The organism is Pseudomonas sp. LB3P14 (assembly GCF_054898045.1).
In genome coordinates this window covers 3902968-3923194 of sequence record NZ_CM142714.1, presented here as the reverse complement: position 1 = coordinate 3923194, position 20227 = coordinate 3902968, and the positions used below count along the sequence as shown (strand labels likewise).

Here is a 20227-nt window from a genome sequence, read left to right as displayed (position 1 = left end):
ACGCTCTGCGTTCCAGCTCTCGAAAGGGACGCGCAGCGTCCCGGGCTGCATTCCCACGCGGAGCGTGGGAACGATCATCTGGTTACAGGCCGATATCCCACGCCGGCTCTTCCGGAAATCTGAGCACCAGAAAATCCAGCATGCTGCGCAGCGTCGCCGGCATGTGTTTGCGTGAGGCATACACCGCGTAAACGTTCATTTTCCGAGGTTCGGCGTGGGGCAGCAGGCGGATCAGTTCGCCGCTGTGGATATGCACGCCGGCCTGATAACTGGGCAACATCGCCACCCCGGCGCCGGCCAGCGTCGCGCGCAACAGCGTGCTGGCTTCGTTGGCGCTGATGTTGCCCTGCACCGGCACTGACACCTGCTCACCGTCCTCCTCGAAATGCCAGAGGCTTTTGCCGAAGTAAGAGTGGGTCAGGCAATTGTGCTGGCTCAGGTCCTCGACCCGCAGTGGCGTCGGATGCTCGAGCAGATAAGCGGGGGAGGCACAGATCATCGAGCGGCAGACCGTCAGCCGCCGCGCGATCAGGTTCGGGTCCAGGTCGTTGCTGGTGCGAATCGCCAGATCGATGCGCTCATCCACCAGGTTCACCGTGCGGTCGAGCATCTGCAGGTCGATGCTGACGCCGGGGTAACGTTTGACGTAAGCGGCCATGGCATCCGCCAGTTGTGCCTGACCGAACGAAGTACTGACGCTGATCCGCAGCAGGCCGCGCGGCGCATCGTCCGGTTCGCTGACGGCGGCTTGCATGTCCGTGGACAGGTCGAGCATCTGCCGACAACGGGGCAGGATTTCACTGCCGGCGGCGGTCAGGCTCAACTTGCGCGTGGTGCGGTGCATCAGGCGTGCGCCGACCCAATCCTCCAGCTCCGCCAGATAGCGCGAAACCACGGGCCGCGACAGGTCCAGGTGATCGGCGGCGGCCGACTGGCTGCCGAGGTCAACCACCGTGACGAATACCCGCATGGCTTGTAGACGATCCATCATTTGCTCACTTTCAGAAACAAACTATGTCCCAGCATCGCATTTTTTGTACTGAGTCATGCAACTAAGCTCTGTCCCATCGCCAAGCATGGCATTCGGACAACGGAGCAACAGATGATCGGCTTCACCTCGCTTAAACGTATTTTGCTGGCCACCGCCACCCTCGGTTTTGCCGCCCACGTAGCGGCGGCATCGACCCTGACCCTGGATGTCTACAATCCGGGCGACAAGGCGATCTTCCCGGTGACCTCGGTGTTGGTCAGCGGCGAGAAAGACGCGATTTTGGTGGATGCACAATTTGGCAAATCCCAGGCCGAACAGGTGGTCGAAAAAATCCGCGCCAGCGGCAAGCAACTGACCACCATCTACATCAGCCACGGCGACCCGGATTACTACTTCGGCCTCGACACCCTGACCGCCGCCTTCCCCAAAGCCAAAGTGCTCGCCTCGCAGCCGACCGTGGATCACATCAAAAAAACCGTCGACGGCAAACTAGCGTTCTGGGGCCCGAAAATGGGCACCGACGTACCCGCCAAAACCATCGTGCCGGATGTACTCAAGGGCGACAGCCTGATGCTCGAAGGGCAGAAACTGCAGGTGGTGGGTCTTGAGGGCAAACAACCGGATCGCACCTTTGTCTGGATCCCTTCGATCAAGGCCGTGGTTGGTGGCGTCGTCGTCGCAGAAAACATTCACGTGTGGATGGCCGACACCCAGACGCCGCAGTCCCATGCCGATTGGCTGACGACGCTGCACGCCATCGAAACCTTGAAGCCGACAACCATCGTGCCAGGTCATTACCTGGGTGAGAGCGCCCGTTCGCTGGCCGCTGTGCAGTTCACCGCCGATTACATCAAGGCTTTCGACGAAGAAACCGCCAAGGCAAAAGACGCTGCCGCGCTGATCGCCGCGATGAAAAAACGCTACCCGACACTGGGTGAAGAAAGCTCCCTGGAACTGAGCGCCAAAGTCGCCAAGGGCGAGATGAAGTGGTAACCCGCCGTACCTGATCGTTCCCACGCGCAGCAAAGGAATGCAGCCCGGGACGCTCCGCGTCCCATTCAAAAGCCGAACGCGGAGCGTCCGTTGAGGCATTCCCACGCAGAGCGTGGGAACGATCAATACCCAAGCCAACTGGAGAACGTCATGAGCAAGATCGCAATCATTGGTGCCACCGGTCGTGCCGGTAGCCAACTGCTGGAAGAAGCCCTGCGTCGTGGTCACAGCGTTACGGCTATCGCCCGCGACACCTCGACGATCGGCCAGCGTGCCGGTGTGGTCAGCAAAAATGTCGATGCACTCGACGCCGAAACCTTGCAAGCGGCAGTCGCTGGCCATGACGTGGTGATCAGCGCTGCGCACTTCACGACGCTTCCTGCCAGCGCCGTTGTCGGTCCGGTGAAAAAGGCCGGCGTGAAACGTCTGCTGGTGGTGGGCGGTGCCGGTTCGCTGTCGTTGCCGGACGGAACCCGCGTCATCGACAGCGAGGGTTTTCCGCAGGCGTATAAGGCTGAGGCGGGTGCCGGCGCTTTGTTTCTTGAAAACCTGCGTCAGGAAAAGGAGCTGGACTGGACCTTTCTGTCGCCGTCGGCGGAGTTTGTTGAGGGTGAACGCACGGGGACGTTTCGGAGGGGTACGGATGATTTGTTGGTGAGTGGTGCAGGGCGGAGCTGGATTAGTTTTGCTGATTATGCGATTGCGATGATTGATGAAGTGGAAGTGCCGAAGCATTCTCGGCAGCGGTTTGCTGTGGGTTACTGAGTTTGACTGATCGTTCCCACGCTCTGCGTGGGAATGCAGCCCGTGACGCTCCGCGTCACTGGACGCGGAGCGTCCCTAGAGGCATTCCCACGCAGAGCGTGGGAACGATCAGCTACCCGGCATTACCGTGCCTGAGCCTGCTCCACCAACCATCCCATCAATTCCCTCAACTTCGGCGAAGGCCCAGGTTTCTCGGGGAAAACCAGGTAATACGCCAACCCGGTCTTCACCTTCAAGTCAAACGGCATGACCAGCCGCCCGGCACTCAAATCATCACCAATCAACGACCAATCCCCGATCGCCACGCCTGTCCCCTGGGACGCCATCGACATCGCCAGGTCCAGCGTTTCGAAATGCTGACCTTTGCCGACATTGCTCAGGCGAACATCAGCCGTTGCCAGCCAGGCCTTCCAGTCTCGTTCATCCCGGGTCGGGTGCAGCAGCATGTGCTGCTCCAGATCCTCCGGTGTCAGCAGCGGCACCGGACCTTCGAGCAACGGCTTGGAACAGACCGGCGTCAGCTGTTCATCAAACAGATGTTGGGACACCAATGAACTGTCGGGCGGTGCGCCGTACATCACCGCTGCATCGAATTGCTCGCGATGAAAATCCACGCCGTGTTTGACCGTGGTGGTCAATTCCACCGGCACGTCCGGGCGCTCCCTTTGCCACTGCAACAGCCGCGGCAACAGCCAACGCATGACACACGTCGGGGCCTTGAGTTGCAGGGTTTCGCGCTTCTCGCCGATCTGCTCCACCGCCTCATCGATCAAGCCGAAAATCTGCTGCACCCGAGGCAGCCACTCCCGTCCTTCGGCGGTCAGGTCAAGGCCCCGGGCCTGGCGGATGAACAGTTCATAACCCAGATGTTCTTCCAGCCCGGCGATCTGCCGACTCACCGCACCTTGAGTGATGTACAGCTGTTCGGCAGCCCGGGTGAAGTTGCAGCACTGCGCGGTGATCAGAAAAGTGTGCAGCGCCGGGAGGGGAGGCAGTCGTTTCATTGGGATCCAAGGTATGACGTGAGGACATGGCTAGTATGACTTTTTATCCATTGTTGCGGCTACGTGTCGCCCGTTCCAATGAGGCCATCCCTGGACCTGCCCACTCATCATAAACACTGCGCAGGCCCGGCGTCTCAAACGAACAAGAAGGGCAAAGACATGGCGACGTGCGGCGAAGTATTGGTCAAGTTACTCGAAGATTACGGGGTCGAGCAGGTGTTCGGCATTCCGGGGGTTCACACCGTGGAGCTGTATCGCGGGCTGGCCCGTTCGAGCATCAACCACGTCACTCCGCGTCACGAACAGGGCGCCGGCTTCATGGCCGACGGTTACGCTCGCACCAGCGGCAAGCCGGGTGTGTGCTTCATCATCACCGGCCCTGGCATGACCAACATCACCACCGCCATGGGCCAGGCCTACGCCGACTCGATCCCGATGCTGGTGATCTCCAGCGTGCAATCGCGCAGCCAGTTGGGCGGCGGTCGCGGCAAGCTCCACGAGCTGCCGAACCAGAGCGCATTGGTCGGAGGCGTGGCGGCGTTCTCCCACACCTTGATGTCGGCGGCTGAATTGCCGGGCGTGCTGGCCCGTGCCTTTGCCCTGTTCCAGGCAGGTCGTCCGCGTCCTGTGCATATCGAAATTCCGTTGGACGTGCTGGTAGAAGAGGCCGACGACCTGCTCAGCAGTCTTCCGGTGAACATCGACCGCGCCGGTGCCTCGCCGAGCGCCATCAGCCGCATGACCGCGCTGCTGGCCGGTGCCAAGCGCCCACTGATTCTCGCCGGTGGCGGCGCCATCGATGCCGCCGCCGAGTTGACTGAACTGGCCGAACTGCTCGACGCCCCGGTGGCCCTGACCATCAACGCCAAAGGCATGCTCGAGTCCAACCATCCGTTGCTGATCGGCTCGACCCAGAGCCTGGTCGCCACTCGCGCTTTGGTGGCCGAAGCTGACGTGGTATTGGCGATTGGCACCGAGCTGGCCGAGACCGATTACGACGTCACCTTCGCCGGCGGTTTCGAGATTCCCGGCGTGCTGCTGCGTGTGGACATCGACCCCGACCAGACCGTGCGTAACTACCCGCCGAAAGTCGCCTTGGTGGCTGACTCGCGCAACGCTGCCCAAGCCTTGCTGAGTGCGCTGTCCCACAAGTCGCTGGTCGAGCGCCGTAACGATTGGGGTCAGGTCCGTGCCGCACGCCTGCGCGACGAACTGGCCGCCACCTGGGATGCGCCGACACTGGCCCAGACCCGTTTCCTGGAAACCGTCCTGCACGAATTGCCGGACGCCGTGTTCGTCGGCGATTCGACCCAACCGGTGTACACCGGCAACCTGACGTTCAACCCGGAACGTCCGCGTCGCTGGTTCAACTCGTCCACCGGTTACGGCACCCTCGGTTATGCCTTGCCGGCAGCGATCGGCGCCTGGCTCGGCGGTAGCGTCGAAGGTGGCGTGCGTCCTCCGGTTGTTTGTTTGATCGGCGACGGCGGCCTGCAATTTACCCTGCCGGAACTGGCCAGCGCCGTTGAAGCGCGTACCCCGGTGATCGTCCTGCTGTGGAATAACCAGGGCTACGAAGAGATCAAGAAATACATGGTCAACCGCGCCATCGAGCCGGTGGGCGTGGACATCTACACCCCGGACTTCATCGGTGTCGCCAAGGCGCTGGGCTGTGCAGCCGAAGCCATCAACGGTGTCGAGCAACTGCGCAACGCACTGCGTGCCGCCACCGATCGCCAGGGCCCGACCCTGATTGAAATCGATCAGACCCAGTGGATGAAGGCGGTGTCGAAATGACTTTCCGCATGACTTTCCCAACGGCACTGGACGGCCTGTTCATCGATGGCCAATGGTCGGCTGGCAACGAACATTTGCGTGTGATCAACCCGGCGACCGAAGCCTTGTTGACCACGGTTAATGGCGGCGATGAGCGGGCGGTCGATCAAGCCGTCACTGCCGCGACCAACGCTTTCAAGGAGTGGTCGAAAACCACCGGCGCCGAGCGCGGAGCGATCCTGCGCAGAATCGCTGCAGGGGTGCAGGCCGGTCGCGAACAGTTGATGAACTTGCAGTCGAGCAACAACGGAAAACCACTGTTCGAAGCGGCCATCGACGTCGATGACGTGATCGCCACGTTTGACTATTACGCAGGTCTGGCCGAAGGTCTGGACGCCAGGCAGGACAGCAATGTCGAGCTGCCAACCGACGACTTCAGCGCTCGTGTGCGCCGTGAACCGTGCGGTGTTGTCGGTTTGATCGTGCCGTGGAACTTCCCGATGGTCACCACCGCCTGGAAACTTGCCCCGGCCCTGGCCGCGGGTTGCTGCGTGGTGCTCAAGCCTTCCGAAGTGACACCGCTGCCAGAACTGGAACTGGCGGCGATCATCGCCGAGGCCGGTCTGCCCAAGGGTGTGTTCAACCTGGTCTGCGGCACTGGCCTGGCCGTCGGCGCGCCGCTGTCGGCTGACCCGCGCGTGGCCAAGATTTCCTTCACTGGCAGCAACGCCGTCGGCGTGCAGGTCATGCAACGCGCGGCGGAAACCGTCAAAGGCGTGAGCCTGGAACTGGGCGGCAAATCCTCGCTGTTGGTGCTCAAAGACGCCGACATCGAACTGGCTGTGGAAGTGGCCTGTGGCGGTGGTTTCTTCAACGCCGGGCAGATGTGTTCGGCCACCAGCCGTGTGCTGGTCGCTGATGAACTGGCCGATGAATTCCTCAGCCGTTTGAAGGCCCGCGCCGAAGCCATTCGCGTGGCCGACCCGTTCGACCCGAACGTGGAAATGGGCGCACTGGTCAATCAGGCGCAATATCAGCGCGTGCTTGGCCACATCGATCGCGGTTTGAGTGCTGGCGCCAAGCTGATGTGCGGCGGCAATCGTCCGGCAGACCTGCCGCGCGGCTATTTTTTGCAGCCGACGATTTTCACTGATGTGCCCCTGGACAGTGCGTTGTGGTGTGAAGAGATCTTCGGGCCGGTGATCTGCGTGCGCAGTTTTGCCACCGAAGCCGAGGCGATTGCCCTGGCCAACGACAGCCAGTTCGGTCTGGTGGCCAGCGTGGTCACTCGCGACGCCGAAGCTGCAGATCGGGTCGCCAACGCCTTGCAGGCGGGGCTTGTGTGGATCAACGCGCCGCAAGTGATCTTCCCGCAGACCGCCTGGGGTGGCTACAAACAGAGCAGCATCGGCCGCGAGTTGGGGCCGTGGGGTTTGCAGGCTTTCCAGGAAATCAAACATGTGATTCGGGCGGTCTGACGGCTCGAAATCGGTCAGTGCATGCCTCTTGATGAGGCATGCACTGACGTCATGGCTTCAATGAGTTTTTTTCGATAGTCAGGTGTTTTGCACGACCTCAGGATGAAGCTGTCAGTTCAGCTCAACCCCTTTGAAACCGGGGGCTTTAAGCCGATCTGACCGCGCGGATGCAAGGGTTGCGACCAACCTCATACTTACAAAAACAAAGGGAGTCCTTCATGGGCGAGCATGATCTAAACAGACGTCAATTCATTAAAACCGTAGGCGTGGCGTCGGTAGCTGCGGCGGCCATGAGCATGCCCTTCATCCGGGCCAACGCCAGTGACACACGCTTCCAGGGCAAGACCCTGCGTTTGCTGACCTGGTCGGATGACACCGGCCTCGCGGCACTGCGCAATATCGCGGCAACCTTCGAGGACAAGTACGGCTGCAAGGTCATCGCTGACCGCACCGGCAGCACCTCGGAAATGGTTGCCAAACTCAAGGCCGGCGGTGATCGTCCGCAGTACGACATCATCACCCTGGCAGGCGTCGGCGCCGAAGGTCTGGCCGCGGCCAACCTGCTGGAAAAACCCGACCTCAACCGCATCCCCAACCTGGTCGATGTACCGGAGAAATACCGCACCGGCGCCAATGGCCACGGCATCGGTTACCTGCTCTGGTGCAACAGCCTGGTCTACAGCACCCGCACGATAAAAGAGGCACCGGACAGCTACGCCGCGATGTGGGACGCCGACCTGGCACCGAACATCTTCCTGCCGCCGCCGAACTGGACCGAAGCGATGGACCTGATCATCATCGCCGCCAAACTGGCCGGTGGTGACGAACACAACATTGAACCTGGCTTCAAGAAACTCGCCGAGCTCAAGGATCGCGTGGTGACCCTGGGTGAAAACCCGAACCAGATCGCCGAACTGTTCCGCACCGGTTCCCTGGACATGGGTGGCCTGTACGCACCGGCATTCTTCCCGAAACAGATCCGCGACCCGGCTTACGGTCTGGGCGCTACGTTCGGCATGAAGGAAGGTTTCTACACCGACTTGATGCTCTCGGTCATGCCGAAGAATCGTCCGGGCGATACCGACCTGGCCTACGCCTTCATCAACCACTCTCTGGACCCACTGGTGCAGGGCAAGATGGCTGAGGACATCTACAACGGTCCGGTCAACGCCAAGGCGATCATCTCTGCCGAAGCGCGCAAGAGCCCGTACATCCTCACGCCGGAGCAGATTGCCGAGAAGGCGATCATGCACGACAACGCCTTCCTGGCCTCCGTGCATGACCAATGGATTCGTCGTTACACGGAAATCTTTTCTTCCTGATCTGAATCGCAGGGAGGTTCTTCGAACCTCATTGCGGGCAAGCCTTGCTCCTACAAGAGCAGCGCCTTACCTGTAGGAGCATGGCTTGCCCGCGATCGAGTGCGCAGCACTCGCCAAGATCTTCCATTGACGAGACCCTTGCTATGGAACACCAACCTTTGACTCATCCGGTAAGCGCCGTTCCAGTGCGCACCAATCGGGGTGTTTCGCCGACGACGCGTGCCTGGTTTTTCCTCTCGCCGTCGATGCTGTTTCTGGGCGTATTGATCGCCGCCAGCCTCTTGGTACTGCGCATGAGCGTGGGCACCAAGGGCGCGGAATGGACCGGGTTCAGCCTGGCCAGTTACGCCCAGCTGCTGGAACCGTATTACCTCAAATCCTTGCTGCTGACCCTGCGTCTGGCGCTGATCAGCGCGGTGATCGCGGTCGTGTTGGCGATCCCGGTGGCCTACACCATGTCGCGGCTGACCTCGCCCTTCGTGCGACGGATCTTCCTTGCCGCGGTGCTGCTGCCATTGCTGGTCAACCTGCTGCTGCAAAGCTACGGCTGGCTGGTGATTCTGGGCCCTGGCGGGATGCTCAATCAGGCGCTGATGGGCCTGGGCCTGATCAAGCGACCGATCATGCTGCTCTACAACCAGAACGGCGTGCTGATGGGCCTGGTGCAAACCGCGTTCCCGTTGGCCGTGCTGCCGATTGCCAGCGCCATGCGCGGCGTCGCTCGCACTTATGAAGAAGCCGCTGCAACCCTGGGCGCGAGTCGCTTCCAGGTGTTCCGCCAAGTGGTGCTGCCGATGAGCATGCCGGGGATCATCACCGGCGCGACGTTGGTGTTCGCCTACAACGCCAGCAGCTTTGTGGTGCCTTTGCTGCTCGGTGGCCGACGCGTGCCGATGCTGGCCGTGATGGTCCATGACCAGATCGCCCCACTGATGAACTGGCCCGCCGCATCCGCTGCCGGTGTGGTGTTGATTGTCACCACGCTCGCGATCATGACCTTGTCCGAATACATCACTGGCCGTCGTCGGCGCATGCTGGAGGCTTCCCAATGAGCACCCTGATCAAGAAACGTTATGGGCTGCTGCCCGGCGAGACCGGCAAGTTTGCCGGCATCCTTTCCGGCTTCATCCTGCTGCTGGCGGTGTTGCCGATCCTGACCATGATCGTGATGTCGTTCAGCGGTGCGTCGAACCTCGACTTCCCGCCGAGCAGCTACAGCCTGCAATGGTACAAGGCCGCCTGGCACACCTTCGTGTCGCCGGATTCCAGCGACGTGCTGAGCCTGGGCAAAGCCATGACCACCAGCTTGATGGTGGCGTGCCTGACCATGGTTTTCGCCACGATCATCGCGGTGCCGGCGTCGTACGCGCTGACCCGTTGCGAGTTCCGCGGCAAAGCCGTGGCGCTGCAACTGATGTCGCTGCCGTTGGTGTTTCCGATGGTGGTGTTGGGGCTGGCGTTGCTGCTGGTGTTCGACAGCCTGCCATTCCAGATGACCACCTCGCGGCTGGTGATTGCTCACGTGATCCTGGCGTTACCGTTTGTGGTGAAAAACTGCACCGCGGCGATGCTTTCCATCGGCAGCGAAGTCGAAGAGGCCGCGCAGATGCTCGGTGCTTCGCCGACCCGGGCGATTATCGATGTGGTAGTGCCGCTGATGAAGTCGGGGATTCTGGCGGGCATGCTGCTGGCGTTCATCGTCTCGTTCAACGAATTCACCGTGACCTACTTCCTCTACACCATCGACGTCATGACCGTGCCGATCTGGATGTACAGCCGCACCGTGTCTTCGCTCGACCCCACCGTTTTCTCGTTTGCCGTGCTGATCGTGCTGATCGACTTCGTCCTCATATGGGCGCTGGAGAAGCTGGTCGGTGAAGGTGGCGTTTCGTTCTGATTCTTGAGGTGCAACATGACTGGTCTGATTCTGGAAAACGTCGAGAAACACTACGGCTCGGCCTGCGCGGTAAAAGATGTAAACCTGCATTTGCCCGAGGGCAAACTGGTGTGTTTTCTCGGCCCTTCGGGCTGCGGCAAAACCACTCTGCTGCGCATGATTGCAGGGCTCGAAACCCTGAGCGGCGGCGAGATTCGCCTGGACGGTGAAGACATCGGCCACACCCCGGCGCATCAGCGTAATTTCGGCATGGTGTTTCAATCGCTGGCGCTGTTTCCGCACATGACGGTGGGGGAGAACATCGCCTATCCGCTGAAATTGCGTGGTGTCAGCAAGGCTGATCAGCAGGCGCGGGTGGTGGAGTTGCTGCAGCTGATTCAGTTGCAGGAAATGATCGATCGTCCAGTGTCGAAACTCTCCGGCGGTCAACGCCAGCGCGTGGCGATCGCCCGGGCGATTGCCAATCACCCGAAAATTCTGCTGCTGGATGAACCGCTGTCGGCGCTGGACGCCAAGTTGCGCGAGTCGATGCAGGTGGAAATCCGTCAGCTGCAACAACGCTTGAACATCACCACCATCATGGTGACCCACGACCAGCGTGAAGCCATGACCATGGCCGATATCGTGGTGGTGCTGGGTGAGCATCGGGTGCAGCAAGTGGGCACGCCGATTGAGATTTATCGTCACCCGGCCAATGAATTCGTCGCGGACTTCATTGGCTCGGGGAATATCTTCCCGGCCACGGCGCTGGGCAACGGGAAGATTGGGTTGCCGGGTGGCGATGCGCTGCAAGTGCCAATCTGCAGCAGCATTGTGGTGGGTGAGAAAGTGAAGATGCTGATTCGCCCTGAAGACCTGCAACTGTCGCACCCGCAGGCGACGGCGGGGAATCGGTTGCTCGGTAAGGTGACGTTCGTACGCGATATTGGCGCGACGATTGAGACCACGGTTGAGTGTTCCGGGGTTTCGTTTACGGCATTGAGTACGCCGTGTCAGGGGTTTGGGTTGAGCATTGGCAATCCGGTTTCGGTGACGTTACCGGCTGAGTCTTGTCGGGTGCTCGGCGCCTGACTCTAAGAAATTGGTTGGCGCTGCTGGCCTCATCGCGGGCAAGCCAGCTCCCACAGGGTTCGGTGGTGTTTACACAATTTTGTGACCACCAGTAATCCCTGTGGGAGCGGGCTTGCCCGCGAAGGCGTCAGTAGCCGCACCGCTAATTCCGGATCAGACCGTCAACCGCAACCGCGCCAAATCCCGCAACGGCGGCGCCCCAAACAACCGACTGTACTCCCGGCTAAATTGCGAAGGGCTTTCATACCCCACCCGATACCCCGCCGCCGAAGCCTCCAACCCCTCCGCCAGCATCAACCGCCGTGCTTCTTGCAGGCGCAGTTGTTTCTGATACTGCAACGGACTCATCGCCGTCATCGCCTTGAACCGGTGATGCAACGTCGACACGCTCAAGTTCACTTCCTTGGCCAGATCATCGATGCGTAGCGGCTGTTCATAGTTGCCGTTGAGCCATTTGATCGCCTGGCTGATGCGGTGGCTCTGGCTGTTGGCGATGGCGATTTCATACAGTCGATGCCCCTGTTTGCTGCGCAACAACCGATAGAGGATCTCCCGACGAATCAGCGGTGCGAGCATGGCGATGTCTTTCGGGGTCTCGAGCAACCGGGCCAGACGCAGCACAGCGTCGAGCATTGCCGTGTCGATCCTTTCGACATACAAACCGCGCCCCGTTGGACGTGTGGGCACACCGAGAGGGCCGGCGTCGGCGATCAGCGCGGTGATTTCCGCCGGATCGATGTCCAGTCGCACCGAGAGGATCGGTTCTTCAGAGGTGACGTTCACTATCCGCCCGCTCAGCGGCATCGAGACCGACACCACCAGGTAATTCAGCGGATCGTAATTGAAGTATTCGTTGGCCAGCCTGACCTCTTTGCGCCCCTGCGCCATGATGCACAACGCCGGTTGCGCCAGCACCGAGGCAAAGTCATGGGACTTGCTGTGTTTTGCCATGAACAGCGAGCCGACGGCAGTCGCATAATTGCCATCCTCCATCGTGTTACGGCGGATGATAGCGGCCAGTTCCGCGCGCTGTTTCTCCATGTCGGCGTCCAGCGGGGCTTGAAAATGATCGAGCGACGACATGCAAGGCATCCTCGGTGGGGCGTTGATAATGAGCCGAGCTTAAGTTTGTGCAAGACAAAGCGGTAGACACATCCTGCCTCAAGCTTGCCTGATTCTGCATGGAGTGAATTAACGGTGCCTCAATGGCTGCATCAAACAGAGAAAACTTGCTTGAAAGTCGTGTTTCAGTCCTGTGACAGGATTTACACGTTGTTACAGGTGCGGGATGCAGCCTCGCAGGATTGTGCAACAAGCCGGCAGGAATCGACTAACGACGCGGCGTCCGGGCGCTTAACCTTGGATCCTGTCGCAGCCCGTCCCACGGCTGCCACTCGAGTACCTGGGAGGGTTAACCATGTCTACGCAGATCCCCGTCAGCCATATGGCCTTTGTCCGCGCCCGCGTCGGGCGTTCGGCGGAGCTCGGCGCGCGCCTCAGCGCGTTGATCGAGCCGTCTCGCAGCGCACCGGGGTGCCTGAACTTTGCCCTGCAACACTCACAATGCGATCCGGAGTTATGGCTGGTGTCCGGTTTCTGGATGAACCAGCAGGCCATGACCGCTTACTTCAGCACCCCGGCCATGCAGATTTTTGCCGAGTTGGTGCAAGACCTGGTGGTCAACAGCCTGGATTTTCATACCTTCAAGGACGTATCGGCCGCCCAGGCGCTGGGGCAGTCTCAGTCGTGGGTACACAAAATGGCGGGTTGAGGGTTTAATGGCTCAACTCTCAATCAGCCAGGATCCGCGACATGGCACGCAAAGCCTTTGAAACCTTCGAAGCCGTATCTGCCGTAGTACCCCGTGAAGGCGGTTATCACGCCGCAATCGCCACCAAGGCCATCAGTGGTTCGGGTGCACCGCGCTTTCACAAGCTGCTCGAAGAGCAAACCTTCAAAACTGCCCGCGAGGCCGATGAAGCCGCCGCGCTGCAGTTGACACACCTCAAAGGCGTCAGCGAAGACGGCGACCTGATCTGGTAATTACTTGACCGCCCTCGGGCGATACATCTTGAACAACGCCTCAGGCCCCAGCTGGAAATAATCCGCTGGCCCGCCGCCGCGCAGAATCGGTTCTGCCGCGGCGGTGTCGTACACCCCATCCTTCAATAGCCACTTGGCGATATGCACGGCGACCACCTCGCCGAGAACCAGCCAGCTCGGCACCACTTCGCCGTCGGCCCGCTGCAACTGAATGATCTGCGTGACCTTGCACTCGAAGGACACCGGGCTTTCGGCAACGCGCGGCACCTGAATGACTTTCGACGCGACCGGCGTCAGCCCGGACAGTTCGAATTCGTTGGTGTCGGGTGGGACCATGGCAGAGCACTGGTTCATCTGCTCGGCCAGCGGACGGGTCGCCAGGTTCCAGGCGAATTCGCCGGTTTGCTCGATGTTGTTCAGGCTGTCTTTGCGCCCGACGCTGGAAAACCCAATGATCGGCGGAATGTAGTTGAAGGCGTTGAAGAAACTGTAAGGCGCCAGGTTCAGGCGACCATTGCCATCCTGGGAGGAAATCCAGCCAATGGGACGCGGACCGACGATCGCATTGAACGGGTCATGCGGCAGGCCGTGGCCGTTGGCGGGTTCGTAGAAGTGGATGTCGTCGGGCATGAAAGGTTTTCCTGGGGCTTCAATCGGGATCGGGCCATAGTGCAGGGACGAACGCGCTATTTCCAGTCGCCTCGATTCCTGTAGGAGCGAGGCTTGCCCGCGATGGCGGAGTATCAGTCGATATCAATGTTGAATGTCAGTCCGCAATCGCGAGCAAGCTCGCTCCCACAGGGTTTTTTGTCGATCCCGGGGTTTGTGGGCTTTTCCTCCCACGATCAGCCGATAGCTTCTGCGGTGCCGGTTTTGTCGAAGCCGTCAGCGGCATAGCTGCCAGAGTGCGAGCGTTCGATGGAGGCGCTGGCTCCGGACTCGAAGGTAGCCGAGCCGGTTTTGTCGTAACCATCCGCCGCGAACGAATTGGCGGCCAGTACGGAAAGGGTCAGGGCGAGGATCAGTTTGATGTTCATGTGGATAACTCCAGGTGCGTTTGCACGATGCAATGAATCAGGCACCTGGAGGATCTGTGGAGCGCATTAACCGCTGATTAATTCGGACTTTTGCCTATGTGACAGTTTTTTCATACAGCACTTACCTATTTTTCACCGCCCCCTCTCCAGTCTGCGCAACGGCCAAAAGTCTTCAAACGGCCGCCATGAACACTGGAGATCTACCCTCGATGAACAAACTTCCTCAAATCACCCTGGCGTTCTGGGTGATGAAAATCTGCGCGACAACCTTGGGGGAAACCGCGGGGGATTTGCTGTCGATGACCCTCAACGTTGGTTACGCCATCAGCTCGCTGATTTTGATCAGCGTGTTCGTACTGACGCTGATCACGCAGTTGATGTCCAAAACCTACAAGCCGGTGCTGTACTGGATCGTGATTTTGTCGACCAGCACGGCCGGCACCACAATGTCTGATTTCATGGACCGCACCCTTGGGTTGGGCTATGCCACGGGCTCGATGATCCTGATTGCGATTTTGATAGGGATTTTTGCTGCGTGGCGCTTGAGCGGCGATTCGCTGAACGTCACCAAGGTCCAGACCTTTCGCGGCGAGATGTTCTATTGGATGGCGATACTGTTTTCCAACACCCTGGGCACTGCGCTTGGCGACTACCTGGCCGATGACTCGGGCCTGGGCTTTGCCGGTGGCGCACTGCTGATCGGCTCGACCATTGCGGTGGTGGTGTTGCTCAAATACTTCACGAAGATTTCGTCAGTGCTGCTGTTCTGGGTGGCGTTTGTGCTGACGCGGCCGTTCGGCGCGACGCTGGGCGACTTCCTGACCAAGCCCCATGAAAAGGGAGGTCTGGATTTCGGTACCATCGGTTCGTCGTTGGTGTTGACGGGGATTTTGGTGGTGTTGATTGCGGGGGCTTCGTTCGCTCAGAACAAATATGGGAAGCAGACGGCTCCCGAGTTGACTTAATACCGAGGCGCGGCCATCGCGGGCAAGCCTCGCTCCTACAAGAGCAGCGCAATCCCTGTAGGAGCGAGGCTTGCCCGCGAAGAATTCCCCACGATGGGTCTGACAAAAACGCGCATAGGTTTTGCACCTTTGCGCGTTTTTTATGGCTGTCAGTCCGTCTCGATCCGCGAATGCTTGCGGGTGTCTTTCATGGTCACGTAGACCAGCAACGACACGGCGATGCACGCAGTGACATACCAGTAGTAACCGGTTTCCATGCCGATGCTCTTGAACCACAGCGCGATGTATTCAGCGGTGCCGCCGAAGATCGACACGGTCAGCGCATACGGCAAACCAACGCCCAGTGCACGAATCTCAGTCGGGAACAGTTCGGCTTTGACCACCGCATTGATCGAGGTGTAACCGCTGACGATGATCAGCGCCGCCATGATCAGGAAGAACGCGCCCCACCAGGTCTGGACCGTGTGCAGGGTGGTCAGGATCGGCACGGTGAAAAGGGTGCCGAGCACGCCGAAGGCAATCAGGATCGGCCGACGACCGACTTTATCCGACAACCCGCCAATCAGCGGTTGTAGGCACATGAACAGAAACAGCGTAGCCGCCGAGATGCTGGTGGAGTCGGTGATGCTCATGCCGACGGTGTTCACCAGGTATTTCTGCATGTAGGTGGTGTAGGTGTAGAACGCCAGGGTGCCGCCCATGGTCAGGCCGACCACGGTCATCAGTTCCTTCGGATGGCGCATCAAGGTGCGCATCGCGCTTTCTTTCTTCTCTTTCTTGACCTTGTTGAACGACTCGGTCTCTTCCATGCCACGACGCAGATACAACGCCACGACTGCACAGAGCGCGCCGATGGCGAACGGGATGCGCCAGCCCCAGGCGTACAGTTGCTCGGTGGTCAGGGTCTGTTGCAGCACGATCAGCACGGCCAGCGCGATGAGCTGACCGGAGATCAGCGTCACGTACTGGAAGCTGGAATAGAAGCCGCGACGTTCCTTGGTCGCCATCTCGCTAAGGTACGTCGCCGAGGTGCCGTACTCGCCACCCACCGACAGGCCCTGCAGCAGGCGCGCGAACACCAGCAGGATCGGCGCACCGATACCGATGGTTTCATAATTGGGGCTCAGGGCGATCAGCAGCGAGCCGAAGCACATCAGGTACACCGAGGCCATCAATGCACGTTTACGACCGGCGCGGTCCGCGTAGAGGCCCATCAGCCAGCCACCGATCGGGCGCATCAGAAAGCCCACGGCGAAGATCGCAGCAGTGTTCATCAGTTGCGCGGTGGAGGACCCGGCGGGGAAAAAGGATTTGGCGAAGTACAGGGAGAACGCGGCGTAGACGTACCAGTCGTACCACTCGACCATGTTGCCGACAGAGCCGCTGAAGATCGATTTGATGCGACTGGCAGTGGTTCTTTCTTTGGCAGGCGAAGCTGCCGACCCAAGAGGCAAGGTTTGTGAGTTATCCATGACGGATCCTTCATTTAATTGTTTTTGTGGAGCGCGTTGAAACGCAGCCTGCTTGGGGTATAGCAGGAGGTGTGCCAAGGGGAGGAGGGCCGGTTTAGAGGGGGTGAGGGGATTCAGTGAGCGGATAGTCGCTCAGGATTCATGTGTGGATGAGCGGATTCCCGCCTATTGATCGTTCCCACGCTCTGCGTGGGAATGCCTCAACGGACGCTCCGCGTTCGGCTGTTGGGACGCAGAGCGTCCCGGGCTGCATTCCCACGCGGAGCGTGGGAACGATCATTCGCCGAGGAACATCTCGCGCGTTAATCCATGCCGCTGCATCTTTTCATTAAAGGTCCGGCGCGGCAGTTGCAGCTCTTCCAACACCGCTTTCACATCGCCCTTATGCCGGGTCAACGCCGCGCGCAAACAATGCGCTTCAAACGCTTCCTGCTGCGCCGCCAGCGACTGCCCGGGATCAATTCCCACCGGTTCCGGCTCGCCCAGTCCCAACACCTGACGCTCGGCCACGTTCGCCAGTTCACGCACATTGCCCGGCCAGTCGTGGCTCAGCAGATGACTCAACTGCGGACCACTCAGCGGTGGAAAGCTGCGGCCCAAACGCTCGGCTGCGTTCTGCGCAAACGACTCAAACAACAACGGAATGTCTTCACGCCGTTCGCGCAGCGGCGGCAAACGCAACTCGGCCACGTTCAACCGATAGGCCAGATCCTCGCGAAAACGTCCGGCCCGGGCTTCGTCCAGCAAGTCGGGTTTGGTCGCGGCGATGATTCGCAAATCCACGCGGATGCTTTGATTCGAGCCCAACCGCTCCAGCTTTTGCTCCTGCAACACCCGGAGCAATTTCACCTGCTGGGCCAACGGCATGCTTTCGATCTCATCGAGAAACAGCGTGCCGCCGTCGGCGTATTCGAGCTTGCCGATGCGTTTGCCCGACGCGCCGGTGAACGCGCCGCTCTCATGGCCGAACAACTCGGCCTCGAACAGCTGCTCGGGAATCGCCGCGCAGTTCAGCGCCACAAACGGTTTGTCGGCGCGTGGCCCGAAGTCGTGCAGGCAACGGGCAACCAGCTCCTTGCCGCTGCCGGTTTCACCGCGAATCAACACATTGACCGGCAGCGTCGCCAGGTCCAGCACTTGCCGACGCAGCGTCTGCAAACCACGGGACACGCCCAGCAGCGTCGCATCGAGTTTGGCGCGGTTGTCTGCCTGCTCGTGCAGGGCGTGGTTTTCCAGCACAAGCCGCCGCTTGTCCAGCGCGCGGCGCAGACTGCCGAGCAGGGTTTCGGGGCTGAAGGGTTTTTCGAGGAAGTCGTAGGCGCCATCGCGCATGGCGTCGACCGCCATCGGCACATCGCCGTGACCGGTCAGCAGAATCACCGGCAAGTCGGCATCGCGGCGCTGAACCTCGGCCAGCAGTTCCAGGCCGGTCATGCCAGGCATGCGCACGTCGCTGAGGATCACACCGGGGAAATGCTTGGGCAGCTGCGCCAGGCATTCATCGGCGCGGCTGAACAACTGCACCTCGAACCCCGACAGGCTCAGCCATTGTTCGACGGCGCTGCGAATACTGCTTTCGTCGTCGACCACCATCACTGAATTCAGCATGAGCCAGGCGCCTCCAGGTCGATGGGCAACGTCACGGTGAACACCGCGCCGTTTGCATGATTGTCGGCGCTCAGGCGTCCGCCCGATTCATGCACGATGGCAAAGGATACGGCCAGCCCGAGGCCCAGGCCATCCCCCACCGGTTTGGTGGTGAAGAACGGATCAAACACGTTCGCCAAGTGCTCTTCGGCAATGCCGCCACCGTTGTCGGTGACCGTCAGGCGCCAGAGTTGTTCGTCGGCTTCGAGGCGGATTTCCAGGCGTTTGCAGGGTTTGTCCTGCAGGGCGTCCAGAGCATTGCGCAGCAAATTGATCAGCACCTGTTCCAGACGAATCGCATCGCCACGCACCCACGCCGGGCGCGTCAGGTGCAGCACCGTGCTGATCTGTTCATCGCGCAACCGTGTGTCGAGCAGCTGCAACGATTGGTCGATCACCGCCGCCAAGTCCAGGCGTTCGCGTAAACCGCTGGGGCTTTTGCGGGCGAAGGTTTTCAGGTGGCCAGTGAGGGCGGCCATGCGCGTCAGCATGTCATCCACCGGTTTGAGCGCCTTGTAGGCGTCATCGACCCGACCGTGATCGAGCAGCAGCCTCAGAGTAGCAAGTTGCATGCGCTGGGCGGTCAACGGCTGGTTGATTTCATGGGCCAGCGCGGCAGACATCTGGCCGAGTGCGGCGAGTTTGGCCGATTGCACCAGACCGTCCTGAGCAGTGCGCAGGTCGCGGGTGCGTTCTTCCACCAGTTGTTCGAGCTCTTCGCGACTGCGCTGGCGCAGCTTGGCCAAACGCCAACGCTGATTGAGGAACAACAGCAGAAATACCAGCGCCAGCCACACCCCGGCGGCGGCGAGCCCGGCGTTGCGACTGTCTTCGAACGCAACTTGCGGGCGGCGCAGCAGATGCAACGTCCAGCCTTCAGTGCTCAGCGGCAGCGATTCCCACAGGTAATTCGCCGTTCCGTCAGGCCCCACGACCCGCGTCAGATCACTGTTGTCGTCGAAGCGCCGAACTGATTGATACTCAAGCGGTGTCAGCGGTTGTTTGTCGTATTGGCGGGTAGCCTTGAGTTCGGCGTGATCGCTGTCACTCAACGGTTTCAACGCGCGATAGCGCCAGCCCGGCTGGTTGGCGATGAAGATAATCCCGCGCGCATCACTGACCAGCAGTGTGTCGCTGCCCTGACGCCACTCGCGTTCCAGTTCTGGAAACTCGAGTTTCACCACCATCGCGCCGAGGAACTGGCCGTTGTCATCGGTGACCGCGCTGGACAGGAAGTAACCGGGAATCCCGCTCGTCACGCCCACCGCGTAAAAGCGCCCGGTGCCCTGAGTGCGGGTCTGGCTGAAGTAGGGGCGAAAGCCATAATTGTGGCCGACATAACTGCTGGGCAAACGCCAGTTGCTGGCGGCGACTGCCAGACCGGTGTGATCGAGCAGTTCCAGGGTCGAGGACTGCGCCGCGCCGTTGATCTTTTCCAGTTTCAGGTTGAGCGCCGCTTGCTGTTCGGCGTCGACCGGGCCAGCCAGCGCCGAACGCAGTTGCGGATCCAGCGCCAGCACGGCGGGCAGGGCGCGGTAGCGGTCGATCAGGGTGTGCAGAGAAGTGGCGTACAGCGCCAGTTGCTGATTGGCCCGCGCGGCGTCTTCTTCCAATGCCTGGCGTTCGGCGTGGCGGATCGCAAGCGTCGCGGCGAGGGCGGCACCGGCGACGATCAGCAGGGTGTACAGCGTCAGGCGTAACGTCCGGGAAGTCGCAAGCATGGCGTGGTAAACAGTCAGCACTACGGGCGCGCACCATAGCATGCC

Annotated in this window: 19 protein-coding genes; 11 read left to right on the top strand and 8 right to left on the bottom strand. The window is 60.5% G+C overall.

The genetic code is table 11. From position 1 onward, the window contains the following. Positions 1-82 precede the first annotated feature (82 nt). Positions 83-988 (bottom strand): LysR family transcriptional regulator, encoded by a 906-nt coding sequence (locus ACYZT5_RS18180; RefSeq protein WP_462052269.1) that lies wholly within the window; start codon positions 986-988, stop codon positions 83-85. A gap of 114 nt (positions 989-1102) precedes the next feature. Here ACYZT5_RS18180 and ACYZT5_RS18175 point away from each other — a divergent pair, with 114 nt between their 5' ends. Together ACYZT5_RS18175 and ACYZT5_RS18170 are read left to right on the top strand one after the other, a co-directional pair. Continuing rightward, the gene (locus ACYZT5_RS18175) at positions 1103-1984 is read left to right on the top strand and encodes an MBL fold metallo-hydrolase (protein ID WP_462046785.1); all 882 of its coding nucleotides are present in this window, start codon (positions 1103-1105) and stop codon (positions 1982-1984) included. 150 nt (positions 1985-2134) lie between these two features. Beyond that, positions 2135-2749, top strand: coding sequence for an NAD(P)-dependent oxidoreductase (locus ACYZT5_RS18170; RefSeq protein ID WP_462046784.1), 615 nt, complete (start codon positions 2135-2137; stop codon positions 2747-2749). A 122-nt stretch (positions 2750-2871) separates the two neighbouring features. Here ACYZT5_RS18170 and ACYZT5_RS18165 read toward each other — a convergent pair whose 3' ends face one another. Further along, positions 2872-3753: a LysR substrate-binding domain-containing protein gene (locus ACYZT5_RS18165; protein WP_462046783.1), complete on the bottom strand. Its 882-nt coding sequence runs from the start codon at positions 3751-3753 to the stop codon at positions 2872-2874. 159 nt (positions 3754-3912) lie between these two features. On the opposite strand from ACYZT5_RS18165, the gene ACYZT5_RS18160 reads away from it, so the two are divergent. From ACYZT5_RS18160 to ACYZT5_RS18135, 6 genes are all read left to right on the top strand, one after another. After that, the gene (locus tag ACYZT5_RS18160) at positions 3913-5550 is read left to right on the top strand and encodes a 5-guanidino-2-oxopentanoate decarboxylase (RefSeq protein WP_462046782.1); all 1638 of its coding nucleotides are present in this window, start codon (positions 3913-3915) and stop codon (positions 5548-5550) included. Positions 5551-5558: 8 nt separating this feature from the next. Beyond that, positions 5559-7007: an aldehyde dehydrogenase family protein gene (locus ACYZT5_RS18155; protein ID WP_462046781.1), complete on the top strand. Its 1449-nt coding sequence runs from the start codon at positions 5559-5561 to the stop codon at positions 7005-7007. A 218-nt stretch (positions 7008-7225) separates the two neighbouring features. Further along, a complete protein-coding gene (locus ACYZT5_RS18150) occupies positions 7226-8329 on the top strand; it encodes an ABC transporter substrate-binding protein (protein ID WP_462046780.1) in 1104 nt (367 codons plus the stop codon). A 143-nt stretch (positions 8330-8472) separates the two neighbouring features. After that, the gene (locus ACYZT5_RS18145; protein WP_462046779.1) at positions 8473-9381 is read left to right on the top strand and encodes an ABC transporter permease; all 909 of its coding nucleotides are present in this window, start codon (positions 8473-8475) and stop codon (positions 9379-9381) included. Continuing rightward, positions 9378-10226, top strand: a complete 849-nt coding sequence (locus tag ACYZT5_RS18140) for an ABC transporter permease (RefSeq protein ID WP_462046778.1) — start codon at positions 9378-9380, stop codon at positions 10224-10226. The genes ACYZT5_RS18145 and ACYZT5_RS18140 overlap by 4 nt, the downstream gene beginning before the upstream one ends. A gap of 15 nt (positions 10227-10241) precedes the next feature. Further along, the gene (locus ACYZT5_RS18135) at positions 10242-11297 is read left to right on the top strand and encodes an ABC transporter ATP-binding protein (protein WP_462046777.1); all 1056 of its coding nucleotides are present in this window, start codon (positions 10242-10244) and stop codon (positions 11295-11297) included. 153 nt (positions 11298-11450) lie between these two features. Here ACYZT5_RS18135 and ACYZT5_RS18130 read toward each other — a convergent pair whose 3' ends face one another. Beyond that, positions 11451-12380, bottom strand: coding sequence for an AraC family transcriptional regulator (locus ACYZT5_RS18130; protein ID WP_462046776.1), 930 nt, complete (start codon positions 12378-12380; stop codon positions 11451-11453). 334 nt (positions 12381-12714) lie between these two features. Between ACYZT5_RS18130 and ACYZT5_RS18125 the strand changes: the two genes are divergently transcribed. Both ACYZT5_RS18125 and ACYZT5_RS18120 read left to right on the top strand, forming a co-directional pair. Beyond that, positions 12715-13068, top strand: a complete 354-nt coding sequence (locus tag ACYZT5_RS18125) for a putative quinol monooxygenase (RefSeq protein ID WP_462046774.1) — start codon at positions 12715-12717, stop codon at positions 13066-13068. 41 nt (positions 13069-13109) lie between these two features. Further along, a complete protein-coding gene (locus ACYZT5_RS18120) occupies positions 13110-13340 on the top strand; it encodes a hypothetical protein (protein ID WP_462046773.1) in 231 nt (76 codons plus the stop codon). Here the strand turns inward: ACYZT5_RS18120 and ACYZT5_RS18115 are convergent, their stop codons facing one another. Together ACYZT5_RS18115 and ACYZT5_RS18110 are read right to left on the bottom strand one after the other, a co-directional pair. Further along, positions 13341-13970: a flavin reductase family protein gene (locus tag ACYZT5_RS18115; protein WP_462046772.1), complete on the bottom strand. Its 630-nt coding sequence runs from the start codon at positions 13968-13970 to the stop codon at positions 13341-13343. Between the two features lie 215 nt (positions 13971-14185). Next, positions 14186-14377 carry a hypothetical protein gene (locus tag ACYZT5_RS18110; RefSeq protein WP_462046771.1) on the bottom strand — a complete coding sequence of 64 codons (192 nt, stop codon included), beginning with the start codon at positions 14375-14377 and terminating at the stop codon, positions 14186-14188. A gap of 209 nt (positions 14378-14586) precedes the next feature. On the opposite strand from ACYZT5_RS18110, the gene ACYZT5_RS18105 reads away from it, so the two are divergent. After that, positions 14587-15342: a COG4705 family protein gene (locus ACYZT5_RS18105; protein WP_462046770.1), complete on the top strand. Its 756-nt coding sequence runs from the start codon at positions 14587-14589 to the stop codon at positions 15340-15342. Between the two features lie 149 nt (positions 15343-15491). On the opposite strand, the gene ACYZT5_RS18100 is transcribed toward ACYZT5_RS18105, so the two are convergent. The 3 genes from ACYZT5_RS18100 to ACYZT5_RS18090 form a co-directional block, all read right to left on the bottom strand. Beyond that, positions 15492-16814 carry an MFS transporter gene (locus ACYZT5_RS18100; RefSeq protein WP_462046769.1) on the bottom strand — a complete coding sequence of 441 codons (1323 nt, stop codon included), beginning with the start codon at positions 16812-16814 and terminating at the stop codon, positions 15492-15494. Between the two features lie 276 nt (positions 16815-17090). After that, the gene (locus ACYZT5_RS18095; RefSeq protein WP_462046768.1) at positions 17091-18422 is read right to left on the bottom strand and encodes a sigma-54-dependent transcriptional regulator; all 1332 of its coding nucleotides are present in this window, start codon (positions 18420-18422) and stop codon (positions 17091-17093) included. Continuing rightward, complete coding sequence (locus ACYZT5_RS18090; RefSeq protein WP_462052268.1) at positions 18416-20182, bottom strand: sensor histidine kinase; 1767 nt, start codon at positions 20180-20182, stop codon at positions 18416-18418. The genes ACYZT5_RS18095 and ACYZT5_RS18090 overlap by 7 nt, the downstream gene beginning before the upstream one ends. Positions 20183-20227: the final 45 nt, after the last annotated feature.